The sequence below is a fragment of the Pseudoalteromonas sp. BZA4 genome (genome assembly GCF_040104395.1).
Taxonomy (GTDB): Bacteria; Pseudomonadota; Gammaproteobacteria; order Enterobacterales; family Alteromonadaceae; genus Pseudoalteromonas.
The window spans coordinates 1-18976 of the sequence record NZ_JBECOT010000034.1 but is presented as its reverse complement, the minus strand read 5'-3'; the positions used below and the strand labels follow the sequence as shown (position 1 = coordinate 18976).

General features: G+C 41.7%; 21 protein-coding genes and 1 pseudogene. 14 read left to right on the top strand and 8 right to left on the bottom strand.

Going from position 1 to position 18976, the window contains the following annotated elements; translation table 11 throughout:
* The first annotated feature begins 22 nt into the window (after positions 1-22).
* The 5 genes from ABMY41_RS14090 to ABMY41_RS14070 all read left to right on the top strand — a co-directional run bounded on the left by ABMY41_RS14090 (position 23) and on the right by ABMY41_RS14070 (position 3903).
* Entirely contained in the window at positions 23-313 is a 291-nt protein-coding gene (locus ABMY41_RS14090) for an HU family DNA-binding protein (RefSeq protein ID WP_175580427.1), read from the top strand.
* A gap of 158 nt (positions 314-471) precedes the next feature.
* The gene (ppiD, locus tag ABMY41_RS14085) at positions 472-2373 is read left to right on the top strand and encodes a peptidylprolyl isomerase (RefSeq protein ID WP_175082397.1); all 1902 of its coding nucleotides are present in this window, start codon (positions 472-474) and stop codon (positions 2371-2373) included.
* 83 nt (positions 2374-2456) lie between these two features.
* Entirely contained in the window at positions 2457-2855 is a 399-nt protein-coding gene (locus ABMY41_RS14080) for a GNAT family N-acetyltransferase (RefSeq protein WP_349275116.1), read from the top strand.
* Positions 2852-3193, top strand: coding sequence for a cupin domain-containing protein (locus ABMY41_RS14075; protein WP_251602579.1), 342 nt, complete (start codon positions 2852-2854; stop codon positions 3191-3193). The genes ABMY41_RS14080 and ABMY41_RS14075 overlap by 4 nt, the downstream gene beginning before the upstream one ends.
* Positions 3194-3198: 5 nt before the next feature.
* Positions 3199-3903 (top strand): hypothetical protein, encoded by a 705-nt coding sequence (locus ABMY41_RS14070; RefSeq protein WP_349275114.1) that lies wholly within the window; start codon positions 3199-3201, stop codon positions 3901-3903.
* A 57-nt stretch (positions 3904-3960) separates the two neighbouring features.
* Here ABMY41_RS14070 and ABMY41_RS14065 read toward each other — a convergent pair whose 3' ends face one another.
* Genes ABMY41_RS14065 through pspF form a run of 6 tightly spaced genes read right to left on the bottom strand, consistent with a single transcriptional unit; the run spans position 3961 to position 10327 of the window.
* Positions 3961-4722, bottom strand: a complete 762-nt coding sequence (locus ABMY41_RS14065; protein ID WP_055022259.1) for an ATP-binding cassette domain-containing protein — start codon at positions 4720-4722, stop codon at positions 3961-3963.
* Complete coding sequence (locus ABMY41_RS14060; protein ID WP_054562069.1) at positions 4722-5714, bottom strand: oligopeptide/dipeptide ABC transporter ATP-binding protein; 993 nt, start codon at positions 5712-5714, stop codon at positions 4722-4724. The genes ABMY41_RS14065 and ABMY41_RS14060 overlap by 1 nt, the downstream gene beginning before the upstream one ends.
* Before the next feature lie 2 nt (positions 5715-5716).
* Positions 5717-6610 (bottom strand): ABC transporter permease subunit, encoded by an 894-nt coding sequence (locus tag ABMY41_RS14055; protein WP_175082839.1) that lies wholly within the window; start codon positions 6608-6610, stop codon positions 5717-5719.
* Positions 6597-7631, bottom strand: coding sequence for an ABC transporter permease subunit (locus tag ABMY41_RS14050; RefSeq protein WP_287243371.1), 1035 nt, complete (start codon positions 7629-7631; stop codon positions 6597-6599). Before ABMY41_RS14050 ends, ABMY41_RS14055 begins: the two co-directional genes overlap by 14 nt.
* Positions 7631-9238: an ABC transporter substrate-binding protein gene (locus ABMY41_RS14045; protein ID WP_349275111.1), complete on the bottom strand. Its 1608-nt coding sequence runs from the start codon at positions 9236-9238 to the stop codon at positions 7631-7633. The genes ABMY41_RS14050 and ABMY41_RS14045 overlap by 1 nt, the downstream gene beginning before the upstream one ends.
* A gap of 15 nt (positions 9239-9253) precedes the next feature.
* Positions 9254-10327, bottom strand: a complete 1074-nt coding sequence (pspF, locus tag ABMY41_RS14040; protein ID WP_054562065.1) for a phage shock protein operon transcriptional activator — start codon at positions 10325-10327, stop codon at positions 9254-9256.
* A gap of 188 nt (positions 10328-10515) precedes the next feature.
* Here pspF and pspA point away from each other — a divergent pair, with 188 nt between their 5' ends.
* The 9 genes from pspA to ABMY41_RS13995 all read left to right on the top strand — a co-directional run bounded on the left by pspA (position 10516) and on the right by ABMY41_RS13995 (position 17757).
* Positions 10516-11178, top strand: coding sequence for a phage shock protein PspA (pspA, locus tag ABMY41_RS14035; RefSeq protein ID WP_054553137.1), 663 nt, complete (start codon positions 10516-10518; stop codon positions 11176-11178).
* A 57-nt stretch (positions 11179-11235) separates the two neighbouring features.
* Positions 11236-11469, top strand: coding sequence for an envelope stress response membrane protein PspB (pspB, locus tag ABMY41_RS14030; protein WP_036969793.1), 234 nt, complete (start codon positions 11236-11238; stop codon positions 11467-11469).
* Complete coding sequence (gene pspC / locus ABMY41_RS14025) at positions 11466-11867, top strand: envelope stress response membrane protein PspC (RefSeq protein ID WP_252948686.1); 402 nt, start codon at positions 11466-11468, stop codon at positions 11865-11867. The genes pspB and pspC overlap by 4 nt, the downstream gene beginning before the upstream one ends.
* 62 nt (positions 11868-11929) lie before the next feature.
* Positions 11930-13342: a YcjX family protein gene (locus ABMY41_RS14020; RefSeq protein ID WP_287243366.1), complete on the top strand. Its 1413-nt coding sequence runs from the start codon at positions 11930-11932 to the stop codon at positions 13340-13342.
* Positions 13339-14373 carry a TIGR01620 family protein gene (locus ABMY41_RS14015; RefSeq protein WP_349275108.1) on the top strand — a complete coding sequence of 345 codons (1035 nt, stop codon included), beginning with the start codon at positions 13339-13341 and terminating at the stop codon, positions 14371-14373. The genes ABMY41_RS14020 and ABMY41_RS14015 overlap by 4 nt, the downstream gene beginning before the upstream one ends.
* 134 nt (positions 14374-14507) lie before the next feature.
* A complete protein-coding gene (gene megL / locus ABMY41_RS14010) occupies positions 14508-15689 on the top strand; it encodes a methionine gamma-lyase (RefSeq protein WP_138599307.1) in 1182 nt (393 codons plus the stop codon).
* A 226-nt stretch (positions 15690-15915) separates the two neighbouring features.
* A complete protein-coding gene (gene phhA / locus ABMY41_RS14005; protein WP_054553132.1) occupies positions 15916-16713 on the top strand; it encodes a phenylalanine 4-monooxygenase in 798 nt (265 codons plus the stop codon).
* Positions 16714-16722: 9 nt separating this feature from the next.
* Positions 16723-17067, top strand: coding sequence for a 4a-hydroxytetrahydrobiopterin dehydratase (locus ABMY41_RS14000; RefSeq protein WP_036969771.1), 345 nt, complete (start codon positions 16723-16725; stop codon positions 17065-17067).
* 120 nt (positions 17068-17187) lie between these two features.
* Entirely contained in the window at positions 17188-17757 is a 570-nt protein-coding gene (locus tag ABMY41_RS13995) for a hypothetical protein (protein WP_349275105.1), read from the top strand.
* A gap of 325 nt (positions 17758-18082) precedes the next feature.
* Here the strand turns inward: ABMY41_RS13995 and ABMY41_RS13990 are convergent.
* Both ABMY41_RS13990 and ABMY41_RS13985 read right to left on the bottom strand, forming a co-directional pair.
* Positions 18083-18427: pseudogene (locus tag ABMY41_RS13990) on the bottom strand (efflux RND transporter permease subunit); the annotation flags it as partial.
* Positions 18428-18619: 192 nt separating this feature from the next.
* Complete coding sequence (locus ABMY41_RS13985; RefSeq protein WP_349275103.1) at positions 18620-18814, bottom strand: hypothetical protein; 195 nt, start codon at positions 18812-18814, stop codon at positions 18620-18622.
* Between the last annotated feature and the right edge of the window lie 162 nt (positions 18815-18976).

Here is an 18976-nt window from a genome sequence, read left to right as displayed (position 1 = left end):
ACAATCGCTCTTGATAATAACAATGAAAGAGGATGATATTGTGAATAAATCTCAATTAATCGATCAAATCGCAGCTGACGCTGACATTTCTAAAGCGGCTGCAGGTCGTGCACTAGATTCATTCATCGAGGCTGTTTCAGGCGCTCTTAAAGATGGCGATTCAGTAGCGCTAGTTGGCTTTGGTACTTTCTCTGTACGTGAGCGTGCAGCGCGTTCAGGTCGTAACCCGCAAACTGGTGAGACTATCCAGATTGCTGCAGCAAACATTCCTTCTTTCAAAGCAGGTAAAGCGCTGAAAGACGCAGTAAACTAATCATTAAAGATTAGTTGGTGAGAGATACCTAATCACACTTAAATTGAATTTAGGTAACTTATCACCAGTTACTTCAAGTGAAAAAGCGTATCTGGTAAGATACGCTTTTTTTACATGAGCAGGGTTAATTTGTACCTGATCAGAATAGAGATAGATAAATGCTTGAGAAAATCAGAGAAGGTTCGCAGGGACCTGCAGCCAAAATTATTTTAGGCGCGGTGATTTTATCTTTTGCTTTAGCTGGGATCGGTGGTTATTTAGGACAAACCACAGAGCAACCCGTTGCAGAAGTAAATGGAGTTAAAATTAGCCAAACCGAATTCAGCCGTGCATACCAAAACGAACGTAACCGTTTAGAACAACAATTTGGTGAATACTTCGCACAAATCGCTGCTGATCCAAATTACATGGCACAAATTCGCCAAGGCGTAATCGACCGTTTAGTACAACAAGAATTGCAAACTCAACTAGCGGCAGAATTAGGTCTTCGTGTAAGCGACGAAAGTGTTCGTAAAGCAATTTTAGAAATGCCTTACTTCCAAGTAGGCGGCCAGTTTAGCAACGACCGCTACTTACAAGTTATTCGTCAAATGAATTTCCAACCAGATGCTTTCCGTGAATATTTACGTGAAGACATGACACGCAGCCAATTAGTAGGTGCTGTTGCTGGTACAGATTTCATCTTAGAAAATGAATTAAACAACAGCGTTGCTCTACAACAGCAAACGCGCAGTATTGATTACTTAGTTGTTGCTAAAGAATCATTACAAGCAGGTATCGAAGTAACAGAGCAAGAAATTGCTGATTACTATGAGTTGAATCAACCGCAATTCTTAGCACCAGAGCAAGTGTCTGTAAGCTACATTGACTTAAATGCAGCTAACTTAACACTTGATTCAAGTGTTTCAGAAGAAGATATCAAAGCTTACTATGATCAAAACAGTGCACAATATGTTGAGCCTGAAAAACGTCGTGTATCGCACATCTTAATTGATAACAGCGAAGACGATGATGCAGCAAAAGCGAAAGCTGAAGAGCTACTAGCGCAGTTACAAAGCGGTGCTGATTTTGCTGAGCTTGCTGAGTCATCTTCTGATGACGTAGTGAGTGCAGAAATGGGCGGCGACCTAGACTGGATTGAACGTGACATGATGGACCCTGCGTTTGAAGATGCAACGTATGCACTTGAAAGCAAAGGCGACATTTCTGACGTTGTAGAATCAGAGTTTGGTTATCACATCATCAAACTTACTGATATTCAAACACAGCAAGTTAAACCATATGCTGACGTAAAAGATGAGCTTCGCGCTGAACTTGAGCGTACTAAGAAAATTAATGCGTTCTATGAAAAGCAAACTCAAATGGGTGAGCTTGCGTTCGAAATTTCAGATACTTTAATTGATGCAGCAGAAGCAGCAGGCGTTGAAGTACAGAAAACAGAACTTGTTACTCGCAATGCATTACCTGAGCCGTTAAACAACCCACAAGTTGTTACTGCTATTTTCTCACCTGAAGTGTTAGAAGACCGCATGAACTCAGAAGTAATTGAAGTAGGCGATGAGCATGCTGTTGTTGTTCGTGTAAACGATCACAAAGCTGCTACAACGAAAGCACTAGCAGATGTTTCTGAGCAAATTAAGGCGACGTTAGTTTCACAAAAAGCATCGGAGCTTGCTAAAGAAAAAGCACGCACTCTATACGCTGAGATCGAAGCTGGTAAGAGCCTAAACGAAGTTGCACAAGCTGAAGGCCTAACAGTACGCCAAGAAGCTGCACTTGCTCGTCAAGCTTACACAGTGTCACCAGCTATTGTTCAACAAGCTTTCAAAATGGCTCACCCACAAGGTGCACCAGAGGTTGAAGTTGTTGACCTAAACAATGGCGATGCTGCAATTGTTGCGCTAAAAGCAGTTAATCCAGCGACTGACGTTGAGATTAATGAGCAACAAAAGCAAAACATCACTATGGCTCAAGTGAATAAAAACTACATGGTATTTATTGCAGCACTAAAAGCACAAGCTGAAGTGCAAGTACCGCAAGCGACTCAAGCTGCTGAATAATTAGCAAAATGAGTTAAATAAAAGGCGCCTACTGGCGCTTTTTTTGTTACCGTTAAAGGTAATGCAAGTTATAAGGAGCATTTATGGAGTACAGTCTAATTGAGCAGCTACCAAGCGCAGAAGAATACTGTGATATGCGCCTTAAAGCTGGCTTATCAGCACGTTCATTAGCGGCTGCGAAAGCGGGGTTACCAAACTCTCTTTATGCTATTTGTATTCGTAAAAACGATGAGTTGATTGGCATGGGCCGCGTTATTGGTGATAGCGGTTGTAATTTTGAAGTGGTTGATATTGCTGTATCACCTGAATATCAAGGGCAAGGGTTAGGGCGTGTCATTATGGAACATGTTGACCGCTACATTGAATCTGCCGCTTTTGAAGGTAGTTATGTCACTATGGTCGCCGACAAACCTGGCTTTTACGAAAAGCTTGGCTATAAGTTTGTCGCACCACAAAGCCAAGGGATGTACAAAAAGTTTTGAGTATCATAGACAAACACAACGCAGATCATTACACATGGGGTAACAATTGCGACGGTTGGCATTTGGTAAAGTCTAATGCGCTGAGTGTTATTCAAGAGCATGTCCCAGTAGGTGAGGCTGAAGTAAAACACTATCATAAACATGCCGAACAATTTTTCTTTGTACTTAGTGGCTGTGCCACCATTGAACTTGATGGCCAAATACACAAACTCACTGCGCAACAAGGTTTGCATGTAAGTGCTGGGCGAGTACATCAGCTAAGCAATCAAGGTACTGAACCACTGCATTTTATTGTTACATCTACACCACCAAGCCATGGTGACAGAGAAGAAGTGTAGCCCTTATGAAGCTTGTAATGTTACCCGGCCTTGATGGTACTGGATTACTGTTCGAAAATTTGGCTCAAGAGCTTTCCAGAAAATTTGAAGTAACCATTATCTCATTTGAAGACGTTTCAGGGCAGAGTTATCAGCAGCAAGCGGCTGAGGTTGCAGAGCAATTAAAAAATGACTGCATATTTATTATTGCAGAGTCATATTCAGGGCCTATCGCATATGCCTTAACTCAGCTGTTAAAGCCCAATCAGATTTCGGGAATTGTATTTCTTGCGAGCTTTATATCAAGGCCATCAACAATTGCATGCATGGCTCATTTAATACCGAATGTCCTTTTTAAAGAGAATCGCTTTACTCGCAAAAGCTTAACTTACTTTGGTTTTAACTCCCACTATGAAAGCCAGCTAATTAGTGCTGTTTTTAACTCAATTAATATGGCGAATAAAATAAAGCTGAGAAATCGTTTACATAATATTGCGACCCTTCAAAAAGCGCATAACATTATCTCAATACCTGTGACTTATATTCGCCCATCGAAAGATCGGCTCGTTTCCAAACAAGCGGTTAATGATCTTGCTAAAAACTGCATTAATTACAATGAAGTGAGTGTTTCAGGCGGACACTTTATCGCTCAGCTAAAGCCAAAAGAGTGTGCAGAGGTTATTTGTAAAGCAGTTAAATTGGCCAAGCAAAGTAACATTGATGATAGGTAAGGTGTGTCTTTTCGCCGATTTATCTCAAACTTACGGCTGATAGCTGACAGCTCACCATCAGCAATTCAACAACTTCTGCGTTACACTTGATTGTGGGTTTTGGAAAATAGCTTCGGTTTGGCCGTATTCAACAATCTCACCGTGATCAAGTACCACAAGTTGGTCGCTAATATGACGCACCAAACTTAGGTGATGAGTAATAAGTACATAGCTAAGGCCAGTATCTTTTTGTAGACGCAGTAATAAGTTTACCGTTTGTGCACGCACAGACGGGTCTAGAGACGATAACGCCTCATCGAGCACTACAACCTTAGGGTCTAAAATTAAAGCCCGTGCAAGCGCTATACGTTGCAATTGTCCACTACTAAACATATGCGGGTAATAGTGCTGGTGATCTAAAAGCAAACCTACCTTTGCGAGGGTTTGTTTAATTTTATCTTCACGCTCTTCTTTGTTTAAGTCAGTGTTGTACTGTAAACAGTCGTTAAGCATGTCGCCAATGGTTAAACCCGGGTTCAACGACGCCTCAGAGTCTTGGAAGATCATACGAATATGACGACAGTCGTTATCACGCAAGCCATCATTTTCGATGATATTACCATCGAGCAAAATTTGCCCTTTATCAGCGTTATCGGCTCCTGAGAGTAATTTAGCTAAGGTACTTTTGCCTGAGCCGGTTTCCCCGATAATTGCAATGGTTTCACCTTGTCCTAAGCAAAACGAAATATCTCTTAAAACAGAGAATCGTTTGCGTGAGAACAAGCCTGCACGCAGGTTAAAACTCTTTGATAACGCTTGAACTTTGAGCAGTGGTTGCATTATTTCATCGCCTTAATTAATGGGAAATGGCAGGCATAACTATGACTATGATGCTTGGTCAATTTCGGGGTAACCACACATTCTTTTTGTGCTTGTGGGCAACGTGGACCCAAGCGGCAGCCTATTGGCAAATGCTGCAAGGTCGGAATGGTGCCTTTTAAAGCATAAAACGGCTCTTTGTGGGCAAGCCCTTGCTCGTAGTCAGGCAAGCTTTTTAACAGTGCTTGAGTATACGGATGATATGGCTGACTAAAAATACGATTAGTTGGGCCAGCTTCAACCATTTGTCCGCAGTAAAGAACATGCATGCCATGAGACCACTCAACAATTTCTTCAAGTTCGTGAGAAATCATCAAAATCGACATGTTCTTTAGCTGGTTCAAGCTTTTTAACAGTCTAAATACTTGTGCACGCGTGGTGCTTTCAAGGGCGGTAGTTGGCTCATCGGCAATCAATAGTTTCGGAGTACGCGCAATGGCCATGGCAATCATTACTTTTTGACAAATCCCTTCAGAGAGCTCATGAGGGTAGCTGTCGAGTACCTTTTTATGATCTTTAATACCGACCTTGTGGATTAACGCTTTTACTCTGTCTTTACGCTGTTTATTTCGCTTTAAGAAAAAGCCACTGGTTGCTTGCGCAGGCAGGGTTTCGGCAATTTGGTCAAATATCTTGGCAGTTGGATCTAGGCAGCGACTTGGATCTTGGTAGATCATAGCAATGTCTTGACCTACTAGTTTACGGCGTTGCTCGTTAGATAAGCGCATTAAATCAACACCACGCCAATGCATGCGGTCTGCGGTGATATGCCAGCGTTTGTTTAAAACCCCAACGATGGCTTTTGCAATTAAGCTTTTACCTGAGCCAGACTCGCCAACTAAAGCATGCACTTCACCTTCTTTTAAGGTCATGCTGACTCTATCAACCGCACGAATAACGGTATCTGAGGTGCGTAACTCTATCGTGAGATTGCGAATATCGAGTAATTGCATAATTAGTCGGCCTTACGTTCTTTAAGCACTTGGCGTAAACCGTCACCTACTAAATTGGTAGACAGTACTGCTAAAAATAATAATACGCCCGGTAAGCCAACAGTCCAAGGGGCAAGGTAAATTAAACCCAGGTTTTCAGCCAAAATGGCACCCCATTCTGTGGTTGGGGGCTGTGCGCCCAATTTTAAAAAGCCAAGTGCCGAGATATCCAAAATAGCCGTAGAAAGCGCCATGGTAAAAATAACCACAATATGCTCGTAAATATTCGGGAAGATACCACGGGCGAGAATATGCCAGTTTGACGCACCATCCAGTTTAAACGCTGTAATGTAATCTTTGCTTAGCTCTTCAACAATTAAGTTACGTACCGAGTGAATAAATTGAGGCAATAAAGCTAAAATAATCGCCCATACTGTATTCATTAAGCCCGGGCCAAGAATCGCAATAATAATGATGGCTAGTAACAGCGATGGAATAGATAACGTAATATCAAGCAAGTGATTCAAAAAGCTTGAGCGAATACCCCGACTGATCCCAGCAAAAGTACCTACTAACACCCCAATTACTGTGGTGATCAAAGCGGCGACAACCGACAAACCAAAAGTGTAGGTTGCACCATTCATTAAGCGCGATAAGACATCTCGGCCTAAATCGTCGGTGCCTAATAAAAAGCGTACGTCACCTGCATCATGCCACGATGGCGGCAACAGAAGTGCATCGCTGTGTTGTTGGTTCACGCCATAAGGTGCAAGGAGTGGTGCAGACACAGCCAGTAACACTAAAGCAATAAATAACCATAACCCCACAAGAGCAGGGTGATTAGTTTTAAATTTTTTCCAAAATCGCGCTAACGGCGATTTATTCGACTCTTCAGAGAATAAATTAAACTTTGCCATGAGCTTGGTTCCGCGATAATGGGTCGAATAAGGTATAAGTGAGCTCAGCAACAATGGTAGCTAAAATAACGAACATAGAAACAGCGAGTAAGCCACCTTGAATTGCAGGGTAGTCGCGCTGATAAATACTATCGATAAGCCAACGACCAATGCCCGGCCATGAGAAAATAACTTCGGTGATCATCGCAAGGGTGATCAAGGTACTAAACTGTAAACCTATTTGTTTAATAACCGGTAGCAGCGCATTACGCAGAGCGTGGTGAAGGATCAGCTGTGCACGGTTTAAGCCTTTAGCGCGTGCTGTTTTAATGTAACTCTGATCGAGTACTTTCAGCATAGAGTCGCGGGTAAAGCGAACCAGTACTGTGGTCGGATACATAGCAAGTACAATGGTCGGCAAGGTGAGATGGTGTATTGCATCTAAAAATGCCATGCCATCATACGGAAAGTCACCTAATATGATATCGATTAAAATAAAGCCGGTAATAGGTTCAATTTCGTAAAGTAGACCCATACGGCCCGACATCGGAAACCAACCGAGTTGCAGTGAAAACACCATGATCAACAATAGCGCTAACCAAAAAACAGGCATCGAGTAGCCAATAAGCGTGCCTGAGTTTATAAATTTATCTGGCCAACGTTTGTAGTAAGCAGAAGCTAAAATACCACCCGGTACGCCTATAGCAACAGAGACAAATAATGCGTAAAGGCTAAGCTCTAGCGTTGCAGGAAATAAGTCTTGAATATGCTGAAATACGCTTTCGCCAGATGCAAATGAAATACCCCAATCACCCTGAATAATACGCTCTAAAAAGGCAAAGTATTGCACTACGTAGTTTTCGGTAAAATGGAACTTATCTTCAAGCGCACTGGTTTGTGAGAAGGTGCTATTGGTAATACCGCTTAAGTTAGTTAGCGCATCACCCGGGAACAAAAAGCTCAATGAAAAGGTAAAGATACTCAGTGTCAGCATCATAAACATCAATAGTGCTAAGCGGCGCAGAATATAATCTAAGATCATTATTCTTTCCTCGCATTAGCTAGTGAAATGCCACCAAAAGGGCTTAAGCTTATGCCTTTAACATCACTACTTGCTGCTTGAAAGCGCATACCATGGGCTATCGGTAAAATAGGCAGCTCTTGCACTATGATCCGCTGTGCTTGATTGTAGTATTGTTTACGCTTTTCAAGATCTGTTGTGTCTAAGGCTTGTGTAAGTAATAAATCAAACTCAGGGTGACACCAATTTGCTGGGTTTTTACCACTGAAAGTCGCAGTACAACTTAATAATGGGCTCATAAAGTTATCAGGGTCTGGTGTATCTGCAGCCCAACCAAGTAACACGCTATCGTGTCTATGTTCACCAATTCGTTGTAAAAAGGTATTCCACTCGTACTCGACGATATAAACGTTCACACCAATCTTGCGTAAATCACTTTGCATCAGCTCAGCCATTTTACGGGCATTGGGGTTATAAATACGGCTTACTGGCATGGCCCAAATATTCATATCAAAGCCATTTTTGTAGCCAGCTTCTGCGAGTAATGTTTTGGCAAGTGCAGGGTTAAATTCTGGCATGGCTTTTTGCGCTTCAAATGCCCAAGAAGCCGGAGGCAGTAATGACTGCGCTTTAATGCCGTTACCGTAATATACCGCTTGCATGATTTTATCGACATCGATGGCGCTGGCGAGTGCTTGGCGTACACGTACATCATCAAAAGGCGGGCGTTCAGTGTTAAAGGCCCAATAACCAATATTTAAGTTTTGCTCTTTTTGAACTTTAATATCTTCACGTTGCGATAAAATACTAAGCTGCGCGCTGCTTGGGTGCGCAGTAACATCACACTCTTTGGTGAGCATTTTCGCAACGCGTGTGGTGCCGTTTGGCGTAATGTCATATACCAATTGCTCAAGTACTACAGGGTGTTTCCAGTAGTCTGGGTTGCGGTAATAGCGAATTAAACGGTCGCGACGATATTCTTTATATACATAAGGGCCAGTACCCACAGGGTATTGGTCAAATAAGTTTTCTTGATTTCGCGCTTTAAGCTGCATGGCGTATTCTTCGGATAACACCACGGCAAAGTCAGTTGCAAGGTTTGCTAAAAAGCTGCTTTCAGCATTATAAAGTTCAAACCGTACTTGGTAATCAGAAACACGCACAATACGACGAATAAGCTGATCAATACCCACACTTTGAAAATAAGGGTAGCTGGCATCACCAACAAAGTGATAAGGGTTATAAACGTCGAATAAGCGGCTGAAAGTAAAAATTACATCATCAGCGTTAAAATCACGGCTTGGGGTAAAGTACTTTGTGGTATGAAATTTAACCCCTTTACGCAGGGTAAAGGTAATTGCTTTGCCGTCTGGGCTAATTTTCCAATCGGTTGCCAGCTCTGCTTTAAACTCGGCAGACACCGGATCAATACTTAACAGGCGATCATAAAGCTGATTGGCGATAATATCGATAGTCGAACCTGTCGTTGTCACTTGCGGATTAAACGACACAGGGTTTGCTTCAGCGCAATAGACTAAGCCCTGGTTTTTTTGTTCTGTGGTTTTTTCTTCGTTATCTAGGCAGCCTACTAAGCACACCAAAGACAAAGCAAGTAACGGTTTAAACACCTGATTAGCCTCTAACTATTGCTGCTGATCTAATAAATTGTATTTTTTCAAATAGCCACGTAATTGATGATACGTTAATTCTAAGTGTTCTGCAGTTTTCTTTTGGTTAAATTGACTATGTTCAAGCGCTTTTTTAATGACATCAATTTCAAAGTCGTTAGATAGCTGCTTTAAATTACAAGGAAATTGAATGTCGGGCTTATTCAGTGTCACAACGTCTTGATTTTGTGTCGTGGCGATAGGCGCAGCTTCGACGTTTGCAACAGGGGCACTGCTAACAGCAGCTTTAACGCGCTGTTTAGGTCTAAATTTACTCGCAAATGGGTCTAAAATAATCTGGTGAACGGGAATATGTTCGTTACCATGACGATATAAACTACGTTCAACCACATTCTTTAATTCACGAATATTACCCGGCCACTCATAAGATTGTAGCGTTTCGATGGCGCTACGCGTAAAGCCACTAAATAGCTCCCACTCAAGATCGCGAGCCATGTTAATTGCAAATTGTTCTGCCAATAACATGATATCTTCTTGACGTTCACGCAGCGGGGGCAGGGTAATAACATCAAAAGCGAGGCGGTCGAGTAAGTCGCTTCTAAATTCGCCTTGCTCAGCTAGGGTTGGTAAGTCTTCATTGGTCGCACAGACTAAACGGGTATCGACTTTAACGGTTTGCTTACCACCAACGCGTTCAAATTCGCCGTATTCAATAACGCGTAGTAGTTTTTCTTGTACCATCGCCGAGGTATTGGCTAATTCATCAAGGAATAGCGTACCGCCATTAGCACGTTCAAAGCGGCCTTCGTGGCGTTTACTAGCACCGGTGAATGCGCCACTTTCATGACCAAATAATTCACTTTCGAGCAGGTTTTCGTTAAGCGCTGCACAGTTGAGCTTTATATAATTTTGGTCCCAACGCTTAGATAAGAAGTGCAAACGCGCAGCAATAAGTTCTTTACCCGTACCGCGCTCACCAATAATAAGGACTGGCTTTTCTAAACTGGCTAGTTGCGAAACTTGATCAAGCACACTTAAAAAACTGTCAGATTGGCCGAGTAAATTATCCTGTTGGCGAAATTGGCTCATATTCCCTAACTCTTAGTCATTTTTACTAAGATCTAGTGTATTTCATTATCTATGAGAACTAAAGAAATTTATAAATTTAGTTTAACTGTTTGAATATATTAAGTTATTCTAAGTTTATAAAAGTTGGCAAGCATATTGATACTAGATATACCAACTGATTAAGTTAAAACACCAAAGAGGTAAATGTTATGGGAATTTTTTCACGTTTTGCAGACATCGTTAATTCTAATATCAATGCCATCTTAGATAAAGCAGAAGACCCAGAAAAAATGGTTCGCCTGATCATCCAAGAGATGGAAGATACATTAGTAGAAGTTCGCTCTACATCAGCAAAAACACTTGCTGAGAAAAAAGAGCTAGTACGTCGCGTTGAAACTTTAAAAGTTCAAGTTGCAGACTGGCAAGAAAAAGCTGAATTAGCACTCAGTAAAGACCGTGATGATTTAGCACGTGCAGCACTGATTGAAAAGCAAAAGTCAGCAGATGCAGTCGCAGCGGTTGAAACTGAGCTTGAGCATGTAGAGTCTCACATCGAGAAACTACAGCAAGAAGTGAGCACCTTACAAGAGAAGCTAGCTGATGCAAAAGCGCGTCAAAAAGCAATCATCTTACGTCAACGCTCTGCTGAGTCACGTCTTGAAGTTAAAAAAGCACTCGACAGCTCTAAAGTTGAAGACGCTTTAAACCGCTTCGAACGTTACGAAACTAAGATCGATGGTCTAGAATCACAAATAGAGTCTTATGATCTTGGTAAAAAATCATTAGCTGACGAAATTGCTGGTCTTCAGCAAGACGAAAAGATTGATGATGAGCTAGCTGAGCTTAAGAAAAAACTAGCAGATAAAAAATAATAAATGGGGGCGAGTCCCCCAATGCTTAAACACATAACGGATTGACAGGAGAGTACCATGTTCGACGCAGAAGTTTTGATGGCACCGATTATTGTTTTTATGGTGGTTGTTGCCCCACTTTGGCTAATTTTACATTACCGTAGTAAAAAACAAGTGAGCCAAGGTTTAAGTGAACACGAGCACCGCCAATTATTAGAGCTTGCACAAAAAGCAGATAAAATGGCAGAGCGTGTTGAAACATTAGAAGCCTTACTTGATCAAGAGGCTCCGCAGTGGAGACGTAAAGTATGAGTACCAAACGCGAATTATTTAGAGACGCAGAGCGTGGCAAAATAGCAGGTGTGTGCGCAGGTATCAGCGATTACTTTAACATGGAGCTTTGGCTGGTACGTATTTTAGTGGTGACAGCAGTACTATTATCAGGTGGTCCATTTATTGTTGTTGCTTACATTGCTGCTTGGTTTATTTTAGATAAAAAACCAGCAGAAAAAGCAGATAAAAGCGCAGACAGCATTCACCAAGACCCGCTTGAAGTAAAATTTAAAGTATGGCAAAAAGGGGAACCACCTCGCCGTGCATTGCAAGACTTAAAAGATCGTCTTGCTCGAGTTGATGGTCGTTTACAAGAGATGGAACGCTATGTCACATCAACAGAATTTACGGTTAGCCGTGAAATCAACAAACTTTAAAGGATATATACGCACCTTGTTTGCATCGTGATACCCAGCGCAAATAAGGTGCTAGACACTTTATGAGCCAATCATTCGCAAAGAACACCTTTAATTCGTTAAAAAATAAAGCGGAAAAAGCCCTTCATCGTAGTTTAGACCAACACGTGAAGTTAGCCGTCACAGGCTTAAGTGGCAGCGGTAAAACCGCTTTTATTACCGCCTTGGTTAAACATTTAACCAGCCAAGCTGACGATAAAAACTTACCTTTTTTTGATGTGATGCGTGAAAAACGTCATATCGCTACAAAAATAGTGCCGCAGCAAGCACTGACAATACCGACATTTGAATACACAAATGCATTATCAGCGTTATTACCTGTTGAAGGTGAGCCTGCTTGGCCTGCCTCTACCGAGCGTATAAATACGCTACGTTTAGCAATTAAGTACCAAAGTAACTCGGGGCTACGCGGTCACTTTGCACCGCAATCAACGCTCTATTTAGACATTATAGATTACCCAGGTGAATGGTTACTAGATTTACCAATGCTAGAGCAATCATTTGCTGATTGGAGTGAGTCACAATACTCACTCTTGCAGCAAACAGCACGCAACGAAAAAGCGAAGCCATTTTTAACCGCCCTTGCTGAACTTGATTTATCAGCCAGTGTTGATGAAAGCAAACTTGCTGATGTTGCTGCGCTTTATCAGCAGTTATTAGTCGGCCTTAAAAAAGACACCAAACTTGCCATGCTGCAACCTGGTCGCATGCTGATGCCAGGCGAGCTAAAAGGAGCGCCGCTACTGCAGTTTTTTCCGGTTGCGAATGTGCCTGACGACATAACCGAAGGGTCGAATCTCGCGCATCTTAAAAAGCGCTATAAAGCCTATGTAAAAGAGGTTGTAAAACCTTTTTACGAGCAGCATTTTCGTCATTTTGACCGACAAATTGTGCTGGTGGATGTGCTCAGTGCCTTGAATGAAGGCAGCGAAACCTTGCATGAGCAAAGCCGTGTTATTAACCAATTGCTGGCGCACTTTAATTATGGTGAAGCAAGCTTCTTTAAACGTTTGTTTAAACCAAATATCGACAAGCTACTGTTTGCGGCCAATAAGTCAGATCATATTAGTGCGCAATATCATAAAGATTTAGCGCTATTGCTTGATTCAATCGTGCATGACCAAACGAATCATTTAAAGTTCGAAGGCGTGCAAATCGAAACTATGGCAATGTCATCTATCTGCGCAACAGAGCCACGCCAAGTGGCTGAAAAAGGCCAGCAGTTAGCTTGTATTTATGGCAAGCCTTTAGGCGAGCAAGAATGGCTAACATATTTACCGCCACAGCCACCTTCACGCCTTCTCAACAAACAAGAGTGGCCAAAACAGGGCTTTGAGTTCTTATCGTTTTCGCCACTGCCATGTCCTGATAAACGGTTAAAGCATATTCGTTTAGATCATGTCATGCAGTACCTGATAGGAGATAAACTAACATGAGTGAGCAACCAAAGGAGATGAACTTTCAGGCAGGTCGCCGTATTTCAAGCTCTGCAAGCAACGAAGCTCCTACAGAGGAGTTAACTGTTGCTAAAGTGATAGAAAACGCCGAATTTATCGACACTGAAGAAGATCAGCAAGATAGCATTGAGCTTGAGCCCGTGTATAAAAAGTCGAAATGGCAAACCCTAAAAGGGGTGTTTGTTGTTAGCTTTTTAGTTTTAGTGCTACTTGAGTTTACGCTGTCATTGTTTGTGACATTTCAGCAATCAATTATTTTAGGTTCGGTGTATTTAACGGCTGTTCTCAGTGGTGTGCTGCTGATTGCGCGTGTTATTTGGCGCGAGTACCGTATGCTAAGAAGTTTAAAGCGTAATCAATTGCATCGTACCGAGGCCGACCGCTTACTTAATAGCGAGCAAGTAGGTGAAGCATTACCGTGGCTTGAAAAGCTTAATAAACATCAAACGCTTACTGGGTTTGAAGAGTTTAAGCAGCAAATAGCAAGTCACCATACCGATAAAGAAATCATGACCTTATATGCCGATAGCTTATTGGTAAGCCAAGATCAGCAAGCGAAAAAACTGATTAACCGTTTTGCCACTGAGTCTGGCTTATTGGTGGCGCTAAGCCCACTGGCTTTAGTTGATATGATGGCGGTGCTATGGCGTGGCACTAAGCTCATTGAGCAAATTGGCCGTATTTACGGTATTGGTTTTGGTTATGCAAGCCGTATTAAATTGTACCGCTTATTAGTGAAACAAGTATTGTTTGTTGGTAGTGCAGAGTTAGTTTCAGATTTAGCAGCAACGGCACTAAGCGCTGAATTACTGGGGAAATTGTCGGGCCGAGCAGCGCAAGGGCTAAGTGCAGGTATTTTTACCGCGCGTATAGGGTATAAAGCGATGGAGCTTAGTCGCCCATTACCTCGCTTAGAGCATAAGCGCAGCTTGCTAAAAGAAACCGCCAATAGTATTGCCCGTAAAATTGCCTCACGTACCAGCGACAAAGAGACCGAAAATACAAAATGACAACTTTTGTGTACAGTTAATAAAAACGGCTGAGTGATATTTAGCCATCTGAGCATCCGGCATGCTTGTGCATTGTGGGTATCTACGTTTTATTTATGAGTATGAAGTACTGATAATAAAAACGAGAACACACAATGACTAAGCATCACTTACATACACAATGTATTCATGGTCCAGAAAAACCAAATGACCCACATGGCGCACTAAGTGCGCCACTTTACCAAACCTCTACCTTCTCTTTTGCTAATGCCGCCCAAGGTGCAGCCCGATTTGCTGGTGAAGAGCAGGGCTTTATTTATACCCGTTTAGGTAATCCGACAACCCAAGAGCTAGAACAAAAAGTGGCCCAGTTAGAAAACTGTGAAGCAGCGGCTGCCACAGCGACCGGTATGGGGGCTGTGTCTGCGTCTGTGCTTAGCTTTTTACAACAAGGTGACCACCTAGTCGCATCAAGCGCGTTATACGGTTGTACTTTTGCATTTTTTGCTCATATGTTGCCGCGCTTTGGTATCGAAGTTACTTTTGTTGATATGACCAACGAGGCTGAACTTCGCGGCGCGGTTAAAGCCAATTCAAAAATGATTTTTGCTGAAACACCAATTAATCCGACCATGGCGGTGCTTGATCTAAGTTTAATAGCCGATGTTGCCAAGCAGCATCAACTGATAAGCGTTATCGACAATACCTTCTTAACGCCTCTGCTCCAGCAACCTACCTCGTTTGGCATTGATATTGTGGTACACAGCGCAACTAAATACCTAAATGGCCATGGTGATGTGGTGGCAGGGCTTGTATGCGGCACAGAGGAGCATATCAACCTAATCAAAATGACGGTGCTAAAAGATATTGGTGCAACGATTAGCCCTCATGATGCATGGTTAATTAATCGTGGTTTAAAAACCCTTGCTGTACGCATGGAGCGCCACTGTGCGAGTGCCCAAGTAGTTGCTGAATATTTAGAGCAGCATCCTTTAGTAAGCAAAGTTTATTACCCTGGGCTTAAATCACATCCGGGTCATCAATTTATTGGCTCGCAGATGAAAGCCGCTGGTGGTGTTATTGCCTTTGAAATAAAAGGCAGCCTTGAAGATGGCGAAACATTTATAAATAACACCCAGCTTTGCACTCTTGCTGTGAGTTTAGGAGATGCTGAAACCCTCATTCAACATCCTGCATCGATGACACATTCGCCTTATACACCCGAAGAAAGAGCAGCTGCTGGGATCAGTGATGGCTTAATTCGATTATCAGTTGGTCTTGAGGATGTTAACGACATTATTAACGATCTTAAAACTGCATTTACATTCATTGGTTAGGTTGTAATTTTAACTTTACGGTTTCATTTGTCTTTATACCTTTAAAAATGCGGTGTGTAAACTTTTCGATCTTTTAGTGTAATTTTATCTTTACGTTAAGGCTGTTTCTGCAAACCTTAGAAACAGCCTTAACTATTAAAATTTCGCTTACTTTTACATAGTATCGGCTTAACAAGTTAATGAGATTCTGATCAATGCTGATCAAGATTTAACGAAGAAGGTTATTATGGCTAAAGCAAGTAATTACACCTCCAAGCAACCTGATGAAAATGGGGTTATCCATTGGAGCGAAGAAGAAAATAAAATATGGTCTGAGCTAGTTGCTCGCCAACTCGCTTGCATAGAAGGTAAAGCCTGTGATGAATATTTAGCAGGTCTTAAGAAAATTAATTTACCAACAGATCGTATTCCACAACTCAGTGAACTTAACGAAGTGCTACTCGAAACAACGGGCTGGCAAGTTGCGCCTGTTCCGGCACTGATCGATTTTGATGAGTTCTTTCGATTACTAGCAAATAAGCAGTTCCCAGTAGCGACTTTTATTCGCAGCCGTGAAGAGTTTGACTACTTACAAGAGCCAGATATCTTCCACGAGATTTTTGGTCATTGTGCGATGCTTACCAACCCAGCATTTGCTGAGTTTACACACAAATATGGTCAGTTAGGTTATGCCGCTGAAAAGAAAGATCGTGTTTATTTAGCACGCCTTTACTGGTTTACCGTTGAGTTTGGTTTAATGCAAACCGAACAAGGTCTGCGTATTTATGGTGGTGGTATTTTATCAAGCCCAGGCGAAACACAGTATGTGTATTCAGATAAGCCAGAAATCAATGCGATGAATGTGCTTGATGTATTACGTACACCTTATCGTATTGATATTATGCAGCCTGTGTACTACACCATTAACTCAATCAATGACTTATTTGATATTTCACAAATGGATATCATGTCGCTGGTGAGTAAAGCAAAAGAATTAGGGCTACATGAGCCAAAGTTTCCTCCTAAAGAAAAATTAGCAAGTTAAGGATTTATAATGTCTTCATTAAGCACACAAAAGTGTGAAGCGTGTCGTGCGGATGCGCCTAAAGTATCTGATGCTGAATTAGCAGAATTGATCAAAATGATCCCAGATTGGGTTCCTGAAGTGCGCGACGGCATTATGCAATTAGAGCGTGTTTACAAGTTTAAAAACTTCAAGCAAGCACTTGAGTTCACTAATAAAGTGGGCGATATGGCTGAAGAAGAAGGTCACCACCCAGGTTTGTTAACCGAGTGGGGCAAAGTAACTGTTACTTGGTGGAGCCACTCTATCAAAGGGTTACACAAAAATGATTTTATCTGTGCAGCTAAAACAGACGATGTATTCGCTGCACTGTAAATTTTAAGTTCTGCCCAGAACGATAAAAGGCGTAACCTCAGGTTGCGCCTTTTTGCTTTTTTAGAGTCCAAGAATTAACATTGAACACTTATCTTTGCGAGAACACTAGAAAAGTAAATAATGAAAAACAAAGCGCTTATTCTGCCATTCCTACTCATTTTACTGCCCTTAATTGATAGCTTGTTTATCCCGCAAACATTTGGCATTCAATGGCACAGCCCTAAGCTGATGTATCAAATAGGCGTAGCACTAATGATTGTAAAGCTCACTATGGTTGCCATTGGGCTTTGGTTATTACTCAAAGCAAAGCGCCTTTATATGGAAGCTAGTAAATCGACCCGTATTCTTAAATTTTCAGTCTTTTTACTCGGCGGCTTACAAGTGGTGATAATGACAGCAATATGCTTTTGGTATTTAGTAGCGGGCACGCAAGCGAAATATTTTATGCTGCAAGACAACATTGCTGTATTTACCGCTGATTATGGCGTATTTGCTACGGTACATCATGAGTTCTCATTTATATGCTTTGATGCCAATGGTTTTTACCATATGCAACCAATTGCCCAGCTACCTTGGCTCGGAACTTTTACGTTTACTAGCCAAGATTCGCGTTTGATCATTCAACATAAAAACCAAAGCGGCGCGAATACTCAAGAAATTTCATTAGAAGGGTTTGGCTGTTTGCAGTGAGAGGTGTTGGCTTTGTGAAAGGAGGCTGCAATTATAAGTGGTTTTCAGGAAGCTGAGATTGGTTTAGTACGGCAACAATCATTATAAAACCATCTTCTTTAATAAAATAAGCTGTTTTTCTTTGTAACTGCGCCATTGTAACGGCGAGAAATTATTAACGGTGTAATCTTTGATTTTTAGCAAATGAAACTGGGCTAACTCACTTAGTTTGTAACTTCTCTTTTGCATAATGTTTTATAAAGTATCTAAGAATTCTTTACCATCAACTACATTACCTTGAGCTAAGTCTCTTTTTGCGTTTTCAAAGCAATGCTTAATATAGTCAACTTTGGTTAAGGCTTGTTAACACATCAAGCATGGCCTGTTGCATGTTTTGTCCAACAGCAAAAGTCAACGTGATAGAGCCATTGCCACGGTTAATGTAAGTATTAACCTCTAGCGCACCCGGGGTGTTTTTTACTGCGTTCTCAAGCGGCTCAATGATCACCGATTCAATCTCTTCAGGTGCAGCTTGACGCCAGCCAGAGAAAATAGTGATCTGCGGTTGCTCAATATCTGGTGTGAGCTGAATTGGCAGCTTAAAAATACTCAACATGCCAAACAACATAATCAACACCAAGATGACAATAACACTCGCAGGGTTTTTCAGCGAACTACGTGTCAGATTCATTGTGTGTGTTCCAAAATCAGTTTGTGTGCATTGTAGTGCGATGTAAAAAAAGTGCCAGTGAGGTAAATGAAATGTGTTTCAGAAGTAACGCTGAATAGCCGTAATTAAGCGATAAAGTGTGTATTTGAAATAAGATGTAACAATTTAGCTGGGGAGCTTTAAGTTTTAAGCATTAAGTAATAGCGCCTGAAACTAGTGAGCATTATCTTTTCGGCTAAGGGAAGCCACATTTTGCTCAAACACACGTTTTACTTCTGCACTGTAGTGATTGTGGTCGTTAATGGTGATAAATGGGTTCGTAAAACTAACATCACAGAAAACCGTATAACATTGGATTGTAACTGCAACTCGATCTGGGGTTGCAAGGCCATCTAAGGTTGTTTGCAATGCTTCAAAAACATAATCTTTATTAACGTGCGATGGGCCTTGTTGATCAAATGCAGCTCTCTAACAAATTCACTTAACTTACTGATATTTAGGCAGACCAAGGGTGTTGATCTTATTTAGCGCCTTCACTTTGATCATCGCTTCAACCAGTTGGCGATTGTA

What these genes read in the sequence shown, in the direction of transcription:
- megL (WP_138599307.1), top strand. Translation starts at nt 14,508, where the DNA reads ATGACTAAGCATCACTTACATACACAATGTATTCATGGTCCAGAAAAA.
- ABMY41_RS14050 (WP_287243371.1), bottom strand. Translation starts at nt 7,631, where the DNA reads ATGATCTTAGATTATATTCTGCGCCGCTTAGCACTATTGATGTTTATG.
- ABMY41_RS14000 (WP_036969771.1), top strand. Translation starts at nt 16,723, where the DNA reads ATGTCTTCATTAAGCACACAAAAGTGTGAAGCGTGTCGTGCGGATGCG.
- pspF (WP_054562065.1), bottom strand. Translation starts at nt 10,327, where the DNA reads ATGAGCCAATTTCGCCAACAGGATAATTTACTCGGCCAATCTGACAGT.
- ABMY41_RS13995 (WP_349275105.1), top strand. Translation starts at nt 17,188, where the DNA reads ATGAAAAACAAAGCGCTTATTCTGCCATTCCTACTCATTTTACTGCCC.
- phhA (WP_054553132.1), top strand. Translation starts at nt 15,916, where the DNA reads ATGGCTAAAGCAAGTAATTACACCTCCAAGCAACCTGATGAAAATGGG.
- pspA (WP_054553137.1), top strand. Translation starts at nt 10,516, where the DNA reads ATGGGAATTTTTTCACGTTTTGCAGACATCGTTAATTCTAATATCAAT.
- ABMY41_RS14055 (WP_175082839.1), bottom strand. Translation starts at nt 6,610, where the DNA reads ATGGCAAAGTTTAATTTATTCTCTGAAGAGTCGAATAAATCGCCGTTA.
- ABMY41_RS14080 (WP_349275116.1), top strand. Translation starts at nt 2,457, where the DNA reads ATGGAGTACAGTCTAATTGAGCAGCTACCAAGCGCAGAAGAATACTGT.
- ABMY41_RS14015 (WP_349275108.1), top strand. Translation starts at nt 13,339, where the DNA reads ATGAGTGAGCAACCAAAGGAGATGAACTTTCAGGCAGGTCGCCGTATT.
- pspC (WP_252948686.1), top strand. Translation starts at nt 11,466, where the DNA reads ATGAGTACCAAACGCGAATTATTTAGAGACGCAGAGCGTGGCAAAATA.
- ppiD (WP_175082397.1), top strand. Translation starts at nt 472, where the DNA reads ATGCTTGAGAAAATCAGAGAAGGTTCGCAGGGACCTGCAGCCAAAATT.
- ABMY41_RS14060 (WP_054562069.1), bottom strand. Translation starts at nt 5,714, where the DNA reads ATGCAATTACTCGATATTCGCAATCTCACGATAGAGTTACGCACCTCA.
- ABMY41_RS14020 (WP_287243366.1), top strand. Translation starts at nt 11,930, where the DNA reads ATGAGCCAATCATTCGCAAAGAACACCTTTAATTCGTTAAAAAATAAA.
- pspB (WP_036969793.1), top strand. Translation starts at nt 11,236, where the DNA reads ATGTTCGACGCAGAAGTTTTGATGGCACCGATTATTGTTTTTATGGTG.
- ABMY41_RS14090 (WP_175580427.1), top strand. Translation starts at nt 23, where the DNA reads ATGAAAGAGGATGATATTGTGAATAAATCTCAATTAATCGATCAAATC.
- ABMY41_RS14070 (WP_349275114.1), top strand. Translation starts at nt 3,199, where the DNA reads ATGAAGCTTGTAATGTTACCCGGCCTTGATGGTACTGGATTACTGTTC.
- ABMY41_RS14065 (WP_055022259.1), bottom strand. Translation starts at nt 4,722, where the DNA reads ATGCAACCACTGCTCAAAGTTCAAGCGTTATCAAAGAGTTTTAACCTG.